This is a genomic window from Streptomyces durmitorensis, from assembly GCF_023498005.1.
Taxonomy (GTDB): domain Bacteria; phylum Actinomycetota; class Actinomycetes; order Streptomycetales; family Streptomycetaceae; genus Streptomyces; species Streptomyces durmitorensis.
Window position 1 is genome coordinate 5,773,435 of sequence record NZ_CP097289.1, and the last position, 15,962, is coordinate 5,789,396.

Sequence of the window (15,962 nt, forward strand, 5' to 3'; positions counted from 1 at the left end):
TTCGTTCGCTAGTAGCGGGGAGTGGGCCGGGAGACGTCGGCCCGCGGCAGCGGCTCGTCCACCGCCCCCGCGGCCGGCGCCGGGTGCCGGTCCGCCAGTGGCGCCACAGACGGTAGACCCCCTGCCTCACCGAGCACCACATGTCTCACAACTCGTTCAGCGGCCCGCCCGTCGTCGTACACGCAGAAGCGGTCTCGGAACGCGGCGCGCAGCTGCGCCGAGCGCGAGCCGCGCCAGTGGCCGGTGGCGAAGATGTCGGTGAGCTCGTCCTCGCTGCGCGCGACCGCGCCCGGCGGGAACTCCCGCACGTCGAAGTAGGTGCCGCGGGCCGCCTCGTACGCCTCCCAGTCGTCGGCGTGCAGGACGACGGGGCGGTCGAGGTTGGCGTAGTCGAACATCAGCGACGAGTAGTCCGTGACCAGGGCGTCCGATGCCAGGCAGAGGGACTCGACGCTCGGGTGGTCCGAGACGTCGATCAGGCGGTCCGTCGAGGACACCAGAGGTGCGCCGTAGGAGTGGTGGGCGCGGGTCAGGACGACGAAGCGGGGGCCGAGGTTGTGCAGCATCCGCTCCAGGTCGAGGGAGCGCAGCTGCGAGTGGCGGTAGTCGCGGTGGGTGGGCGCGTAGAGGATGGCGATGGCGCCCTGGGGGACGCCGAGGGACTCGCGGAGGCGGGCCACGTCGGCGGAGCTGGCCCGCTGGTAGATGTCGTTGCGCGGGTAGCCGTACTCGAGGGTCGTGAACGAGGCGGGGAACACGCGTTCCCAGACCAGGGTCGAGTGCCGGTTCGCCGACAGGACGTAGTCCCATTTGTCGGCGTTGCGCATGAGGGCGGCGAAGTCCATGTCCCGCGCGGCGGCCGGGCGGTCCTGGAGGTCGAGGCCCATCAGCTTCAGGGGCGTGCCGTGCTGGGTCTGGATCATGATCTGGCCGCGCCGCTTGACGAGCCTGCGGTCGAAGTTCACGTTGTTCACGAGGTACTTGGAGCGCGCGAGGGCACTCCAGTACGCCGCCGTGCCGGGGCGGAGCCTGCGGGTCGCCGTCGGCAGGGTGTGGTGGTGGGCCGGGTCGGCGACCCACGCGGTGCGGATGTGCGGGGCGTGCTCGCGCAGCGCGGCTTCCAGGGCGCCGGGGTTGCAGCCGTAGCCGCGTCCCCAGTACGAGGAGAAGAGGGCGCGGTCGGCGCGCAGCGGCAGGCGCAGTTGGATCCGGTAGTGCAGCTGAAGGACGGCGCCCTTGGCGCGGCGCCGCGCGGTGGCCGCGTACCGCCTGGCCCTGGACCGCAGGCGCAGCGCCGTCCACAGGGTGCGGTAGGTGCGGTGCGTGCCCAGGCGCACCAGGCCGTGCCGCACCCGGGTGCGGGCGCGCGGGCGGGTGCCGGGGACGCGGTAGCGGCGGTAGTGGGTGCGGGCCTTGCGCAGGAACTCGGGGCGGCTTTCGCGCGGGAGGCGGTCCCGCTTGGTGAAGACCGTCGAGAGGTGGTCGACCATCCGCCTGAAGAGGAGGGGCCGCCAGGCCGCCGACAGCTCCGGGTGCTCGTCGAGGAACGCGAAGACCCGCTCGTACTGGTCGAAGATCTCGAAGTGCCTGCGGGTCGTGGTGCGCAGGATGCTGCCCCGGCGGCGCTGGAGGTAGTGCACGCAGACCCGGTCGAGGGTGGCGATCGAGCCCGCCTTCATCAGGACCGGGTACGTCCAGGGCGTGTCCTCGTAGAGGCCGGGCGGGAAGGTGAAGCCCTCGCGCTCGATGAAGTCGCGGCGGTAGGCCTTGTTCCAGGCGACCATCAGGAGCCTGAGCAGGCCGGGCCGGTCGCTGAGGCGGAAGGGGACGTTGCCGTCCTCCTTGAGGAGGCTCGCGAACTGGTTGCGCACGGCTTCGCCGGACCAGAACGTGCGCGCGTAGTCGTAGATCAGGACGTCCGGCTCGTCCGTCTCCTTGAGGCGGTCGGAGATCGCGTGCAGGGAGTCCGGGGTAAGGGTGTCGTCGCTGTCCAGGAAGATGAGGTAGTCGCCGTCCGCGTGCTCCATGCCCGCGTTCCGTGCCCGGCCGAGGCCGACGTTCTCCTTGAGGTGGACGGCTTTCACCCGGGTGTCACGGGCCGCGCATTCGTCGATGAGGGCGCCGCACGCATCCGGTGAGCAGTCGTCGACCACGATCAGTTCGAGGTCCGTGAACGATTGACCGAGGACGGATTCGAGGCATGCGTGCAGATACGCCTGCACCTTGTACACGGGCACGATGACACTGAACCGGGGCAAGGCACATCCATGGGTCGGCGCGGGCTACTGCCCGGCAACGCCCCGGCGGCCGGTCGAGTTACGCCATATGCGGCATACGGGGGATGGACGCGAGTGAGGCGGCCCGGGTGGCGGGCCGCCTCACTCACCGAACATATGCACCTGTGCCGTCACCGAACAGACGCGCCTGTGCCGTGGACGGCCCGCTACTTGACCGCGCCCGCCATCACGCCGGACACGAACTGCCGCTGGAACGCGAAGAACACGGCCAGCGGGATCACCATCGAGATGAACGCGCCGGGCGCCAGGATCTGCACGTTGTCACCGAAGGACCGCACCTGCTGCTGGAGCGCGACCGTGATCGGCGGGCTCTCGGAGTCGGCGAAGATCAGCGCGATCAGCATGTCGTTCCAGACCCAGAGGAACTGGAAGATGCCGAGCGAGGCGATCGCGGGCGCGCCGAGCGGCATCACGACCCGGAAGAAGAGCCGCAGTTCACCGGCTCCGTCCAGGCGTGCCGCCTCCAGGAGTTCGCGGGGGATCTCCGCGAAGAAGTTCCGCAGGAGGAAGATCGCGAACGGCAGGCCGAAGGCCACGTGGAAGACGACCACACCGGCCGTCGTCTCGAAGATGCCGATCGCACCGAAGATCTTCGACACCGGGAGCAGCGCCACCTGCACCGGCACCACGAGCAGCCCGACGACGCCGATGAACCACCAGTCGCGCCCCGGGAACTCCATCCACGCGAAGGCATATCCCGCGAGGGACCCGATGATCACGACGAGCAGCGTCGCCGGGACGGTGATCATGATGCTGGACAGGATCGAGTCGGTGATCGTCTCGTCCTTGAGCAGGTTCGTGTAGTTGTCGAGCGTCATCTGCGAAGGCGTGGAGAAGACCTTCCACCAGCCGCTCTCCGCCATGTCGGCCGAGCTGCGCAGCGAGCCGAGCAGCAGACCGACCGTCGGCACCAGCCAGAAGAGCGCGATGACGGCGAGAAAGGCGCGTACGAGGCTGCCGCTGAGGACGGACGCGATCCGCCCGCCCAGCGACTGCTTCGCCTTCACCACTTCGACTTGGGTGGTCATCGCCGAGCCTCCCGTCGAAGTCGCCGCACGTTGAAGAGCATCACCGGGATCACGAGGAGGAAGAGCAGCACGGCGATCGCGCTCGCCACGCCCGAATCCTTGTCGAGGAACGCGGAGTTGTAGAGCTGGAGCGCCAGGACGTTCGCGTCGTCCTTCGAGGAGTTCGGCGCGATGATGAAGATCAGGTCGAAGATCTTCAGTACGTTGATCATGAGCGTGACCGCCACCACCGCGAGCACCGGCGCGAGGATCGGCACCGTGATCCTGCGGAACACCTGCCACTCGTTGGCGCCGTCCACGCGGGCGGCCTCCAGGAGTTCACGCGGCACGCTGGCCAGACCGGCCGCGATCAGGACCATCGCGAAGCCCACCCAGATCCACAGGTACGAGCCGATGACCGCGGGCGTGATGAGGGACGGGCCGAGCCAGTCCACGCCGTTGTACGGCTCGCGGAAGTTCGATGCGGGGAAGCGTAGTTGGGCCCCGTCGGCTTCCTTGGGGAGCGCGAAGGTGCCGTCGCCCGCGGCCTCGGCCGATGCCACGACCTTGCCGTCCTTGACGGCCTCGACCGTGATCCCGGCGTAGCCGAACTCGGCCTTGTCCGGGGCGTTGACCTCGCCCCGCCCCTTGCCGCGCGTGAAGTCCTGCCAGGCCGTGCCGGTGACCTTGTCGGGGTCCGGCTTCGCGGCCGTGGCGGACTCGGCGTCGTCCGGCATGTTGTCCGGCGCGACACCGGTCAGCGGCAGGGCCACCGGAGTGCCCGCGCTCACCGCCTCGCGCGTGACGAAGGCGCCGCCGCCCGCCGACTTCAGCGGTGACTCCGTACTGGGATGCGCCTGCGGGAAGGCGGACGACTCGGCGAACGTGTCGTGCACCCCCACGAAGACGGCGTTGGCCACACCCCGTTCGGGGTCCGACTCGTACACGAGCCGGAAGATGATGCCTGCCGCGAGCATCGAGATCGCCATCGGCATGAAGATGACCAGCTTGAACGCCGTGCCCCAGCGGATGCGTTCGGTGAGCACGGCGAAGATCAGGCCGAGACCGGTCGCGACCGTCGGGGCGACCACCACCCAGATCGCGTTGTTCTTGATCGCGGTGAGGATGGTGTCGTCCGTGAACAGGGTCTTGTAGTTGCCGAACGCCGTGAAGTCGCCCGACTTGTCGAAGAAGCTGCGGAAGACGGAGTACCCGATGGGGTAGAGGACGAGCGCGCCGAGCAGCACCAGGGCGGGTGCGAGGAAGAGCACCGCCACGGATTTGCGCGTACCGGTCACGCTCTTGCGCGGTTTCGGATCCGGGGGCAGCGCCACGTTCGGCGTGCCCCCGGCGTTCGCGGACGCCACCGCGTCAGTCCTTGTAGGCCTTGGCGGCGGCCGTCTCCAGCGCCTTCTGCGTGCCCTCGACGTCCTTCGGGTTCTTCAGGAAGTCCTGCAGCGCCTTCCACTCACCCTTGCCCGGCGTGCCGCCGAAGGCCTGCGGGGCCTGGTCGGACATGTCGTAGCGGATGTCGTCGCCCGCCGCGATCAGCGCCTTGGCGATGCCCCGCTGCACGTCGTTCGGGTACGCCGCCAGATCGAGGCTCTTGTTCGGCGAGACGAAGCCGCCCGCCTCCGCCCAGATCTTGGCCGAGTCCGGCGACGCGAGGAAGGTGAGCAGCGCCTGGGCGCCCTTGCTGTCCTTGAGCGCCACGGCGGCGTCACCGCCGACGACCGCGGGGGACTCATTGCCGACCGCGGGGAACGGGAACACCTTGGCGTCCGTGCCGATCTCGGCCTTCGTCTCCGATATCGGCAGCGAGACCATGTCGCCCTCGAAGACCATGCCCGCCTTGGGCTGGTCGCCGCCGGTGAAGGTCTGCTTCACGGAGGCGGGGAACTCGGTCTGCAGCGCGCCGTCCGCGCCGCCCGCGACGAAGCCCTTCTTGCCGAAGACCTCACCGAGCGTGGTCAGCGCCTCCTTCACGGAGGGGTCCGTCCACTTGATCTCGTGCTCCGCGAGATCGTCGTACTTCTCCGGGCCCGCCTGCGAGAGGTAGATGTTCTCGAACCAGTCGGTGAGGGTCCAGCCGTCGGCGCCCGCGACCGAGATCGGCGGCACGCCGGAGTCGTACACGGTCTGGGCCGTCTTCATGAAGTCGGCCCAGGTCTTGGGCGCCTTGGCGCCCGCGTTGTCGAAGACCTGGGTGTTGTACCAGATCAGGGACTTGTTGGCGGCCTTGAAGTACACGCCGTACTGCTTGTCGTCGACGGCCCCGAGATCCTGCCAGCCCTGCGAGTAGTTCTTGTCGAGCTGCTTCTGCGCCTCGGGCCCGACCGGCTTGGCCCACTTGTTCTCCACGGCCTGCTCGATCGCGCCGACCTGCGGAAGCATCGCGACGTCCGGCGGCTGACCGCCCGCGACCTTCGACTCCAGGAAGCTGATGATCGGGTCCTGGGCGGGTACGAAGGTGACCTTGGCCCCGGTCCGCTTCTCGAACTCGTCGAGAACCTTGAGGAAGACCTTCCGCTCCGAGCCGCCCCATACGGCGGCGACGGAGACCGTCTGCCCGTCCAGCTTGGGCAGTTGAACGGCGGCGGCGCTCTCCTTGCCGCCGTCCTTGTCCCCGCCGTCCTTGTCGCCGCTGTCGTCCCCGCCGCATGCGGTGACGGTGAGCGCGAGCGCGCCCGCGACGCATGCCGCGGCGAATTTGGCTGTGGTACGCCGGTGTTGCGGTGCCCTGCGTGTACGAAGACTGCTGCGCATCACTGCCCCGTTTCTCTGCCCCGACGTGTCCCGTGCGGCCTGTCTACGCCCGCGCGGGGAGAGGCGGCAAGAGCGCCAACCATGACAACTGGTTGATCGTGATGGCGTTGTGACGTGCCGTCATGAGCTGCGGGTCGCTCCCGTTGTGGGCAGGCGTTCCGCAGGGCGGAACGGGTGGGCACAACGCCGAAGCTGCCGGGCATCGATAAACAGGGCGCCCGGCAACGGAAACGGTGCAGAGCTACAGCAAGGACGGCACCTGATCCGCGGAGACGGACCGCGCGGCCCGCTCCAACGCACTGGCGAGCAACGCCAAGTCCGTCGGCCCATTCCCGAGTTCGCGAACCGGACGCCGGGCAGGGGGATCCCCCATCCGCTCCCACTCCAGCGGAACGACCGTGGGCCGCACCGTGGACGTACGAGGAATGCGCCCGGTGACCCGCCCCGCCTGGAAGGGACTCACCCGCCCCTCGGCGGTACGAAGCTCCCCCCGCCCGGGAGCAGGCTCCTCCGGCCCAGGAGCAACCGCGTCCAGGACAACCCGCAGCGCGGCCCGCCGCCCCAACTCCGTCTCAGGAGTCCGCTCGCTGCGCGCCGTGGTGGCAACCAGATGCACCCCGAGCCGCTCCCCGTCCCTGGCCACAGCCTCGAGCGCCCGCACGACAGACCCTGCGGCAGGCCGCCCCGGCGACCCCAGGGCAGGCGAGAGCAGGGCGTCGAAGTCATCGACGAGCACGACGAGCCGAGGCAACGGCGGCCCCGGCTCGGCCCCCTTGCGGGCGGCAGCGACAGGCCGCAGCCGCATCGTGGAACTCGGCGGCGGATCAAGATCACCCCCGCCACCCCCACTGCCCGCACCGACTCCGCTGCCAGCACCGACTCCACTGCCCGCACCGCCCCCGCCACCCCCGCCGGCCGGAGGCGCCTGCGCATGCCACTCCGTGAACCCGAGCCGCCCCAGCAGCTCGGCCCGCCGCTTCAGCTCGGCGGTCAGGGACTGGGCGAACTCCCGCATCCGGACAGGGTCGTTGGCGGCGAGATGGGTCGTGACGTGCGGCAGGTCCATGCAGACCGCGAGGCCCTCGACGAGCCGGACGTTCGCCCCGTTCGTTCCGCTGCCGCCGCTCCCCGTGGTGTCCCGCCCGTCGATGAGGACCATGCCGAGCCGGTCCGGCCGCTCCGCCGCGGCCAGCGAGGCGGCGATGGAGCGCAGCAGCTCCGTACGCCCGCTCCCCGAAGGGCCCTCGGCCAGCACATGCGGGCCCTCGGTGGCGAGGTCCACGACCACAGGACCCCGCGGCCCCGCCCCGAGCACCGTCCAGGCCCGCCCGCCCAGCGCCTCGGGATCATCGGCGGCCGCGGCCCACCGCGCCATCAGGGAGGCGGGGGTGGCCCGTGCGAGCCCCAACTCGTCCAGGAGCCGTGCCATTTGGGGCAAGGGAGCGGACACGCGCGCGTGGCCGTCGCCGGGCGCCCCGTCCGTACGGAACGGCGCAAGGGCGCGGGCGAACCGCTCGGCCCAGGCCTGCGACACCGCGTCCACCGCGGCGACGGTGCCGTGCCCCGCGGGGCGCCCGTCCGCGGTCCGCAGCAGCCGCAGCGCGGTGGCCACGTCGCCGCTGAGCAACGCGACGGCACCGCACGCGCGGAAGGCGGGCGACACGGAGCAGGCCGCTTCGTACGTGGCGGACACCGGCGACGCGGGCGACGCGGCGGGGGTCTCGGCCAGGCAGACGACATGGATCCCGGCGGTGGCCCCTTCCCGCGCAAGGCGCACCACGGCTTCGCGCAGCCCGGCGGAGCCGGGGTCGCCGTCCACCACGACGACGGTGCGGGGCCCGGCGTCCACAGAGCTTTCGGCCGGGCCTTCGGCAGAGCTGTCGGGGGCGGCGGTCGTTGCCCTGTCCGCCACGAAATCATCGAGGCGCCGCAGCAGCTCTCCCGTGCGCGCGGCCGCCTGCTCGCGGTCGTAGGCGAGGAGGAGGCGGCAGTCCTGGCCGTGCGTGGGCCGCAGGTGGGGGAGCCAGCCGAGCCAGGACCACTCGGCGGCGCGCTCCGGTGTGGGCCGTGCGCGGTCCGTGCTGAGCAGCACGATCTCCAGGGCGTCGGGGGAGTGCAGCGCCGCGAGCTGGGCGACGACGGCACGGGCGAGCCCCGTGAGCCGCTCGCGCGGTCCCGCGAGGCCGAGCGCGCCCGCCTCCCGCAGGCTGACCGTCACGGGGACGGCGGGCAGCAGGCCGCGCTCGTCCGGGGCCGCGCGGTCGACCGTGCCGAGCCGGACCGCGAGCGCCTCGGCGTGGCCGGGGCCCCGCTCCCAGAGCCGGGGGCCGGGACCGAGCGCCGTGAGCAGCAGGGCCGCGGGATCGGGCCAGGACTCCGGGGTCCGCGCGGCGGCGGCCACCGCGAGGTCCTCGGGGGTGGGGCCCGCCGGCTGCGGGGGCGCGGCCTCGCTCCCCGTGCCGTACACGTCGTCCTCGTGGCCCGCCGGGCCGTGCTCGTCGTCACGGGCGCCCGTGAGCCGCCGGGCCCAGGCCGAGAGGCCGCTTCGCTTGCGCAGGCCGCGCGGCACGGTCGTCCCGCGCGCGGGGGTGCCGGTGCGGGTGCTCTCGGCGTCCGGGGCGCCGCCCTGCTGCGGCACGAGTGGCACATCGGTGAGGGACGTCTGGCCGTACGCAGCGGCCTGGCCGCCCTCGCCCGCGGCGCCCCAGCCGGCCGATCCGTACGCATGGTGGGTGCCCTCGGAGGGCGTCGTGCGGCCCGCTTCCGAGGGAGCGCTCCTGGGGTCGTCCAGGGGGGTGTCCTGTGGGGCGTAGCCGCAGGCGGCGACCCGCACGCGCACGTGCCCCTCGCCATCCGGAGCCGTCGGCAGCGCGCCGCCCGTCCCGTCCCCCGCCGTGAGCCGCAGGGCGGACTCGCCGAGCCGCAGCAGGGAGCCGGGGGTCAGGCGCACCGGGCGGTCGGTGATCTCGCGGCCGTCCACCGTCGTGCCGTTCGTGGACCCCAGGTCCGTGACGGTGACCTGGCCGTCCGGGGCGAGCGTCACCGCGCAGTGCAGCCGCGAGACGTCCGGGTCGTCCAGCGGGACGTCCGCGTCCGCCGAGCGGCCCACGCGGATCTGGCCGCCGTGCAGGAGGTGCACACCGCCCGCGTCGGGGCCCGCGACCACGTGCAACTGGGCGGCGGCTCCCGCGAGTTCGGGTCCTGGCTCGGCGGGCGAGCCGAGCGACAGCACCGCGCCGTCGATCAGCGGGGGCTCCCCGAGGGTGCAGCGCTGCGCGTCGAGCCGCTCCGACTCCGCATACAGGACGACGGGTCCGTCACCGCCCGCGACGGCGGCGGCGAGGCCCGAGGCGACCGTGGCGAGCGCGGTCCCGGCAGGGGCGGTGACAAGCACGTCACAGGCGCCGCGCGGCGCGGCAGGACGGCCTTGGGGCTCGGCGGTCTGGCCGCTGCGCGGCCCGAGGACGGTCAGCCGGATCTGCATCGCCGTCAGCGGTCCCTTCTGCCCTTGCCGCAGGGCACGGGGACTCGCGCTGTGATTCCCCCCACCGCACACGGCCACGTCGGCCAGTAACAGATAGGCATCTTCGCACCTGCCACCGACAACACGCCCGGCGGCCACCAGTAAGTGATCTTGATTGGTCGGCTCTGCTCGGAAAAGTGCCTGCTTGGACCGTTGCGATCGCCGGTCACCGCGGGGTGGCGAAGGTCAATTCGCCGTCCATCGGCAACCAACGGCCTCAGTGGGGCGTCTTTCCACCGAACAGCAGTCGGGTCACCCGGCGGCCGGCACGGAATGTGACCGGCCGGTGCCCCGTTCGGCGGCACTACAGTGGGTCGGAACACCTTCCGGCGGGTAGCCGGGTCCGGACAGACCAGCCAGATCAGCAGGGAGCATGACGTGCGGCCGGTAGGCAGCAAGTACCTGCTCGAGGAGCCGCTCGGGCGCGGCGCCACGGGCACCGTCTGGCGAGCCCGCCAGCGTGAGACCGCGGGTGCCGAGGCGGCCGTTCCCGGTCAGCCGGGCGAGACCGTCGCGATCAAGGTCCTCAAGGAGGAGCTCGCCAACGACGCGGACATCGTGATGCGCTTCCTGCGCGAGCGCTCCGTCCTGCTCAGGCTCACGCACCCGAACATCGTGCGGACCCGTGACCTGGTCGTCGAGGGCGAGCTCCTCGCCCTCGTCATGGACCTGGTCGAGGGCCCCGACCTGCACCGCTATCTCCGCGAGAACGGCCCGTTCTCGCCGGTCGGAGCGGCCCTCCTGACCGCCCAGATCGCCGACGCCCTCGCCGCGAGCCACGCGGACGGAGTCGTGCACCGCGACCTGAAGCCCGCGAACGTCCTGCTCAAGCAGGATGCCGACGGCTCGATGCACCCGATGCTCACCGACTTCGGCATCGCGCGCCTCGCCGACTCCCCGGGCCTGACCCGCACCCACGAATTCGTCGGCACGCCCGCGTACGTGGCGCCCGAGTCCGCCGAGGGCCGCCCGCAGACCAGCGCGGTCGACATCTACGGCGCGGGCATCCTCCTGTACGAGCTCGTCACCGGCAGCCCGCCGTTCGGCGGCGGCTCGGCCCTCGAAGTCCTGCACCAGCACCTGAGCGCCGAACCGCGCCGCCCCTCCACGGTCCCGGACCCCCTGTGGACGGTCATAGAGCGCTGCCTCAGCAAGAACCCCGACCACCGCCCCAGCGCCGAGAACCTCGCGCGCGGCCTGCGGGCCGTCGCGGACGGCGTGGGCGTGCACGCGTCCAGCGCGCAGATCGCGGCGGCGGAGGGCGTCGGCGCCCTCCTCATGCCCGACCCGGCGCCCGCCACGGTCCCGGGGACGGCCGGCGCCGCCGACCCCACCCAGGTCCTGCCGAGCAACGCGGGGTCGTACGACCCGAACGCGGCGACGAGCGTCATGCAGAGCACCGGCTCCGGTCCCGGCGCGGGAGACGCGGGCGGCAACCGCGGCGCGGCCGACCCGACGGCCGTCATGCCGCCGGTGCCGCCGAACCAGCCCGGCGCGGACCCGAACGACCCGCACCCCTGGCAGAACCAGATGCGGGCGGCCCGCGACCGCAACGAACAGACGCAGGTCCAGTCGTACCTCGACCCCAACGACGACCCGCTGCGCCGTCGCCGCCCCCAGCGCCAGGTGCAGCAGCCGCAGCCGCAGCAGCGCCCCCAGCAGTACGCGCCGCAGCAGCAGCGTCAGCAGCCCCAGCAGCAGTACGCCCCGCAGCCCCAGCAGCAGCCGCGCCAGTACGCGCCGCCGCAGCAGACGCCGCCCCAGCAGCCGCCGGCCGGACGGCCGCCGCGCGAGCCCAGGCAGCGCGGCTCGAACCCGAACCGGATGAAGATCCCGGGTCTCGGCTGCCTCAAGGGGTGCCTCTTCACGCTGATCATCCTCTTCGTGGCGAGCTGGCTCGTCTGGGAGCTGAGCCCGCTCCAGGAGTGGATCGGCACGACGAAGGGCTACTGGGACCAGCTGACGGACTGGTACGACACCGCCTCCGGCTGGATAGGGAAACTGGGCGGCAATTAGCGGTCCCGCGGTCAGTGATGGGCGAATCCCCTCCCGACTCTGGGGATTTGTCGACACCTGCGGGGTGATTTCTGCTCCTGGAGTGAAGGTTGGCGTCGAGGCCGCGTAGCTTTGTCGCCAACACGCATCCGTAGGAGCAGTCTTGGCACGCAAGATCGGCAGCCGGTACACCGCCCACCAGATCCTTGGTCGGGGCAGCGCCGGCACGGTGTGGCTCGGCGAGGGACCCGAGGGTCCCGTCGCCATCAAGCTGCTGCGCGAGGACCTGGCGTCCGACCAGGAGCTCGTCGGCCGCTTCGTCCAGGAGCGCACGGCTCTGCTCAGCCTCGACCACGCGCGCGTGGTGGGCGTCCACGACCTGGTGGTCGACGGCAACGACCTCGCCCTGGTCATGGACCTGGTCCGCGGCACGGACCTGCGCACCCGCCTCGACCGTGAGCGGCGCCTGGCCCCGGAGGCGGCGGTGGCGATCGTGGCCGACGTGGCCGACGGCCTCGCGGCGGCGCACGCGGCGGGGATCGTGCACCGTGACGTGAAGCCGGAGAACGTACTCCTCGACATGCAGGGCCCGCTCGGCCCCGGCGGCTCGCACCCCGCCCTCCTCACGGACTTCGGCGTCGCCAAGCTGATCGACTCCCCGCGCCGCACCCGCGCGACGAAGATCATCGGTACGCCGGACTACCTCGCCCCCGAGATCATCGAGGGCCTGCCTCCGCGCGCGGCCGTCGACATCTACGCCCTCGCGACGGTCCTGTACGAACTCCTGGCGGGCTTCACTCCGTTCGGCGGCGGCCACCCCGGAGCGGTCCTGCGCCGCCACGTGACGGAGACCGTCGTCCCCCTCCCCGGCATCCCGGACGAGCTCTGGCAGCTGATGGTCCAGTGCCTGGCGAAGGCCCCGGCGTCGCGCCTGCGGGCCTCGGAGCTCGCGGCGCGGCTGCGGGAGCTGCAGTCGCTGGTGGTGGGGATGCCGCCGCTGGACGTGGACGAGCCGGACACGGAGCCGCTCGCGGAGGAGGCGGAGGAGGAGCCCGCGCCGGAGCCGGCTCCCGGCGCCCCTCGCCGCGGTGCGGTCCCTCTCGTCCCCGGAGCGACCACGCCCGACTCGAACCGCGACACCCACACCTCCATGCGTGTCCCGGGCCCCGATGAGCTCGCCGGGGGCGCCCGGGGCACGGCCCGCGCGCCCCGCGCCTCGGGTGCGGCCCGCCCCGGCTCGGCCCGCCACCGCGCGTCGGCCCGCCGCCGCAGGATCACGCTCGGCGTGGCGGGGGCGGTCCTGGTGGCCGCGGCGGGCATCGGCACCTGGGCCGCCACGAACGGCGACGACGCGGACGCGACACCCCAGGACACCAAGAACTCCTCCCCGACGGCGCCATAACCCTGCGGGGCAGGGGCGCGGCGGCCCGGTGGCCCCTGCGGGCCGGCTCCTGTCCCGGCGCTCCGCGCCGGATCTTTCCCGCCCACCCACCCGATTACCCGGCAGGACGCGGTTGCCGGGTGGGTGCCTGCGTAGGGGGTCGGGCATCTGCGGCGCCTGGTGACCCCTGTCCCGGCGCTTCGCGCCGGATGTCTCCCGCCCACCCACCCGATTACCCCGGGTCGATGGGTGGGCGGGTGGGAAGGATCCGGCGCGAAGCGCCGGGACAGGACCGGCCCGAACCGACCGGCAGGACCCCCGAACCGACCGGCAGGACCGCTCCAGCCTCAGCCAGGCAGCCAGGCAGCCAGTGAAGCCAAGGGCGGCACCCCCACCTCTTACCGGGAAACTCCGCCGCGAAGCGGCGGGACAGAACCGGGCCGGAACAAGCCCCGGCCGCGCCGCCCGGCCGGGCGGCGGACGGGGACCCGTAGCCGCGAGGAAGGACCGCTTGCCCTCAGCCGTTAGGCTGGACCCGTGGCAGTCGTCGATGTATCCGAAGAGCTCAAGTCCCTCTCCTCGACCATGGAGTCGATCGAGGCCGTCCTGGACCTCGACAAGCTGAGGGCAGACATCGCTGTGCTCGAGGAGCAGGCGGCCGCGCCGTCCCTGTGGGACGACCCGGAAGCGGCACAGAAGATCACCAGCAAGCTGAGCCACCTCCAGGCGGAGGTGCGGAAGGCCGAGGCCCTGCGCGGGCGTATCGACGACCTCAGCGTGCTCTTCGAGATGGCCGAGGAGGAGGACGACCCGGACACCCGCGCCGAGGCCGAGACCGAGCTCACGGCCGTCAAGAAGGCGCTGGACGAGATGGAGGTCCGCACCCTCCTCTCCGGTGAGTACGACGCCCGCGAGGCGCTCGTCACCATCCGCGCGGAGGCCGGCGGCGTCGACGCCTCCGACTTCGCCGAGAAGCTGCAGCGCATGTACCTGCGCTGGGCCGAGCGCCACGGCTACAAGACGGAGCTCTACGAGACGTCGTACGCGGAAGAGGCCGGCATCAAGTCGACCACCTTCGCCGTCCAGGTCCCGTACGCCTACGGAACGCTCTCGGTCGAGCAGGGCACCCACCGCCTGGTGCGCATCTCGCCCTTCGACAACCAGGGCCGCCGCCAGACCTCCTTCGCGGGCGTCGAGATCCTCCCGGTCGTCGAGCAGACGGACCACATCGAGATCGACGAGTCCGAGCTGCGCATCGACGTCTACCGTTCGTCGGGCCCCGGCGGCCAGGGCGTCAACACGACCGACTCCGCGGTCCGCCTGACGCACCTGCCGACCGGCATCGTCGTCTCCTGTCAGAACGAGCGCTCGCAGATCCAGAACAAGGCGAGCGCGATGAACGTCCTCCAGGCCAAGCTCCTCGAGCGCCGCCGCCAGGAGGAGCAGGCGAAGATGAACGCCCTCAAGGGTGACGGCGGCAACTCCTGGGGCAACCAGATGCGTTCGTACGTCCTGCACCCGTACCAGATGGTGAAGGACCTGCGCACGGAGTTCGAAGTGGGCAACCCCGAGTCCGTGTTCAACGGCGAGATCGACGGATTCCTGGAAGCGGGAATTCGCTGGCGCAAGCAGCAGGAGAAGTAAGCGCCGCTTTATCGACAAGGCAACTGCCGCCCATCAGGCGGCAGTTGCCTTTTACGTCACAGTCACATCTCCGTAGGCCGGTCAACTCCTGCTATTTCAGACATCGCGCGCGCAACGACCTTGACGTGTCTGGGGAAACTGGAAAGGCTAGCGAGCGGCATGCGTATCTCTGGGGCGCGTGTGATCTGTGGGGGCGGATTCAGCGCTCCTGACGAAACGCAGTCCCGGGCGCTGCCTCACTGACGATTCAGCTACTGGGGGTAGCAGCCAGATGACCAAGAAGACGCGGATCCGCGTGGCACGCATAGCGGCCGGAGCGGTGATCGCCGCCGGTGCTTCGCTGACCGCCGCCGGTGCCGCCTCGGCCCTCGACGTCGGTGTCGACCTCGGTGGTGCGAAGGCCAGCGCCAGCGCCGACGAGAACGGCATCGGTGTCGACGTCGGCATCGGTGACGACGACGAGCCGACCGAGGAGCCCACGGAGATTCCGACGGAGCCCACCGAGGAGCCGACGGAGCCGACCGAGGAGCCCACCGAGCCCACGGAGGAGCCGACCGAGCCCACCGAGGAGCCCACGGAGCCCACCGAGGACCCGACGGACCCGGGTACGCCCACCGAGGACCCGACGGACCCCTCCGACCCGGGTACGCCCACCGAGGACCCGAGCAACCCGGGTAACGGCAACGGCACCGGCGGCAACGACAACGACCCCGACGGCGGCTCCAACCCCGTCGAGCAGGGCAAGGGCAAGGACAGCCTGACCGACACCGGCTCCACCCCGGTCGAGCAGGGTGACAAGGCCGACAAGGGCGAGCTCGCCGAGACGGGCGCCGCCGAGACCACGTTCCTGCTGATCGGCGCCGCGACGATGATCGCCGGCGGCATCGGCTTCCGCGTTCTGCCGCGCTTCGTCGGCAACCGCGGCGCAGCTGCCTGATCAGCAGTCGCCTGACACAAGGGCAAGCCTCGCGTCACGGAGACGTACGCGGCGCATGACATGACAGAAGGGCCCGGAGCAGCCAGCTCCGGGCCCTTCTGGTGTCCTGGCGCGCGCCTCGGGCGCGCTCAAGCGGTCTGGTGCGCCAGCAGGGCCACCGCCGCGATCAGCACCACGAGCACCCCTATCAGGGCCGCGGGGCTGAGACCGCCGAACGGTCCCTCCTGCTGCAAGCGCTCGCGGCTGGCCCGGCACACGGGGCAGCGGCCCTCACTCACGGGCCCCGCGCAGTTCGCGCACACCAACCTGTCATGGGTCATGCGCTCCTCCTCCCGCACAGTTACAGCCTGCCCAACGCTAGGGGGAACGCAACCGTTCCCCCTACCACTGTGCCAGCTTCCACGAATTTCGG

General features: G+C 71.7%; 10 protein-coding genes. 4 read left to right on the forward strand and 6 right to left on the reverse strand.

The features are described 5' to 3' along the window. Positions 1–8 precede the first annotated feature (8 nt). The 5 genes from M4V62_RS25810 to M4V62_RS25830 form a co-directional block, all read right to left on the reverse strand. Positions 9–2,258: a bifunctional glycosyltransferase/CDP-glycerol:glycerophosphate glycerophosphotransferase gene (locus M4V62_RS25810; RefSeq protein WP_249589598.1), complete on the reverse strand. Its 2,250-nt coding sequence runs from the start codon at positions 2,256–2,258 to the stop codon at positions 9–11. A gap of 185 nt (positions 2,259–2,443) precedes the next feature. Further along, positions 2,444–3,325 carry a carbohydrate ABC transporter permease gene (locus tag M4V62_RS25815; protein WP_249589599.1) on the reverse strand — a complete coding sequence of 294 codons (882 nt, stop codon included), beginning with the start codon at positions 3,323–3,325 and terminating at the stop codon, positions 2,444–2,446. Next, complete coding sequence (locus M4V62_RS25820; protein WP_425575283.1) at positions 3,322–4,671, reverse strand: carbohydrate ABC transporter permease; 1,350 nt, start codon at positions 4,669–4,671, stop codon at positions 3,322–3,324. Before M4V62_RS25820 ends, M4V62_RS25815 begins: the two co-directional genes overlap by 4 nt. A 4-nt stretch (positions 4,672–4,675) precedes the next feature. Continuing rightward, positions 4,676–6,070: an ABC transporter substrate-binding protein gene (locus tag M4V62_RS25825; RefSeq protein ID WP_249589600.1), complete on the reverse strand. Its 1,395-nt coding sequence runs from the start codon at positions 6,068–6,070 to the stop codon at positions 4,676–4,678. Between the two features lie 241 nt (positions 6,071–6,311). Further along, positions 6,312–9,554 (reverse strand): FHA domain-containing protein, encoded by a 3,243-nt coding sequence (locus M4V62_RS25830; protein ID WP_249589601.1) that lies wholly within the window; start codon positions 9,552–9,554, stop codon positions 6,312–6,314. A gap of 417 nt (positions 9,555–9,971) precedes the next feature. On the opposite strand from M4V62_RS25830, the gene M4V62_RS25835 reads away from it, so the two are divergent. From M4V62_RS25835 to M4V62_RS25850, 4 genes are all read left to right on the forward strand, one after another. Further along, positions 9,972–11,609 (forward strand): serine/threonine-protein kinase, encoded by a 1,638-nt coding sequence (locus M4V62_RS25835; RefSeq protein ID WP_249589602.1) that lies wholly within the window; start codon positions 9,972–9,974, stop codon positions 11,607–11,609. Positions 11,610–11,751: 142 nt separating this feature from the next. Next, entirely contained in the window at positions 11,752–12,990 is a 1,239-nt protein-coding gene (locus M4V62_RS25840) for a serine/threonine-protein kinase (protein WP_249589603.1), read from the forward strand. A gap of 516 nt (positions 12,991–13,506) precedes the next feature. Then, entirely contained in the window at positions 13,507–14,613 is a 1,107-nt protein-coding gene (prfB, locus tag M4V62_RS25845; RefSeq protein WP_249589604.1) for a peptide chain release factor 2, read from the forward strand. Positions 14,614–14,884: 271 nt separating this feature from the next. Then, the gene (locus M4V62_RS25850) at positions 14,885–15,550 is read left to right on the forward strand and encodes an LPXTG cell wall anchor domain-containing protein (protein ID WP_249589605.1); all 666 of its coding nucleotides are present in this window, start codon (positions 14,885–14,887) and stop codon (positions 15,548–15,550) included. 128 nt (positions 15,551–15,678) lie between these two features. Here the strand turns inward: M4V62_RS25850 and M4V62_RS25855 are convergent, their stop codons facing one another. Then, on the reverse strand, positions 15,679–15,870 hold the full coding sequence (locus M4V62_RS25855; RefSeq protein WP_160505338.1) for a hypothetical protein: 192 nt from the start codon (positions 15,868–15,870) through the stop codon (positions 15,679–15,681). Positions 15,871–15,962 lie beyond the last annotated feature (92 nt).

What these genes read in the sequence shown, in the direction of transcription:
- M4V62_RS25815 (WP_249589599.1), bottom strand. Translation starts at nt 3,325, where the DNA reads ATGACCACCCAAGTCGAAGTGGTGAAGGCGAAGCAGTCGCTGGGCGGG.
- M4V62_RS25825 (WP_249589600.1), bottom strand. Translation starts at nt 6,070, where the DNA reads ATGCGCAGCAGTCTTCGTACACGCAGGGCACCGCAACACCGGCGTACC.
- M4V62_RS25830 (WP_249589601.1), bottom strand. Translation starts at nt 9,554, where the DNA reads ATGCAGATCCGGCTGACCGTCCTCGGGCCGCGCAGCGGCCAGACCGCC.
- M4V62_RS25850 (WP_249589605.1), top strand. Translation starts at nt 14,885, where the DNA reads ATGACCAAGAAGACGCGGATCCGCGTGGCACGCATAGCGGCCGGAGCG.
- M4V62_RS25855 (WP_160505338.1), bottom strand. Translation starts at nt 15,870, where the DNA reads ATGACCCATGACAGGTTGGTGTGCGCGAACTGCGCGGGGCCCGTGAGT.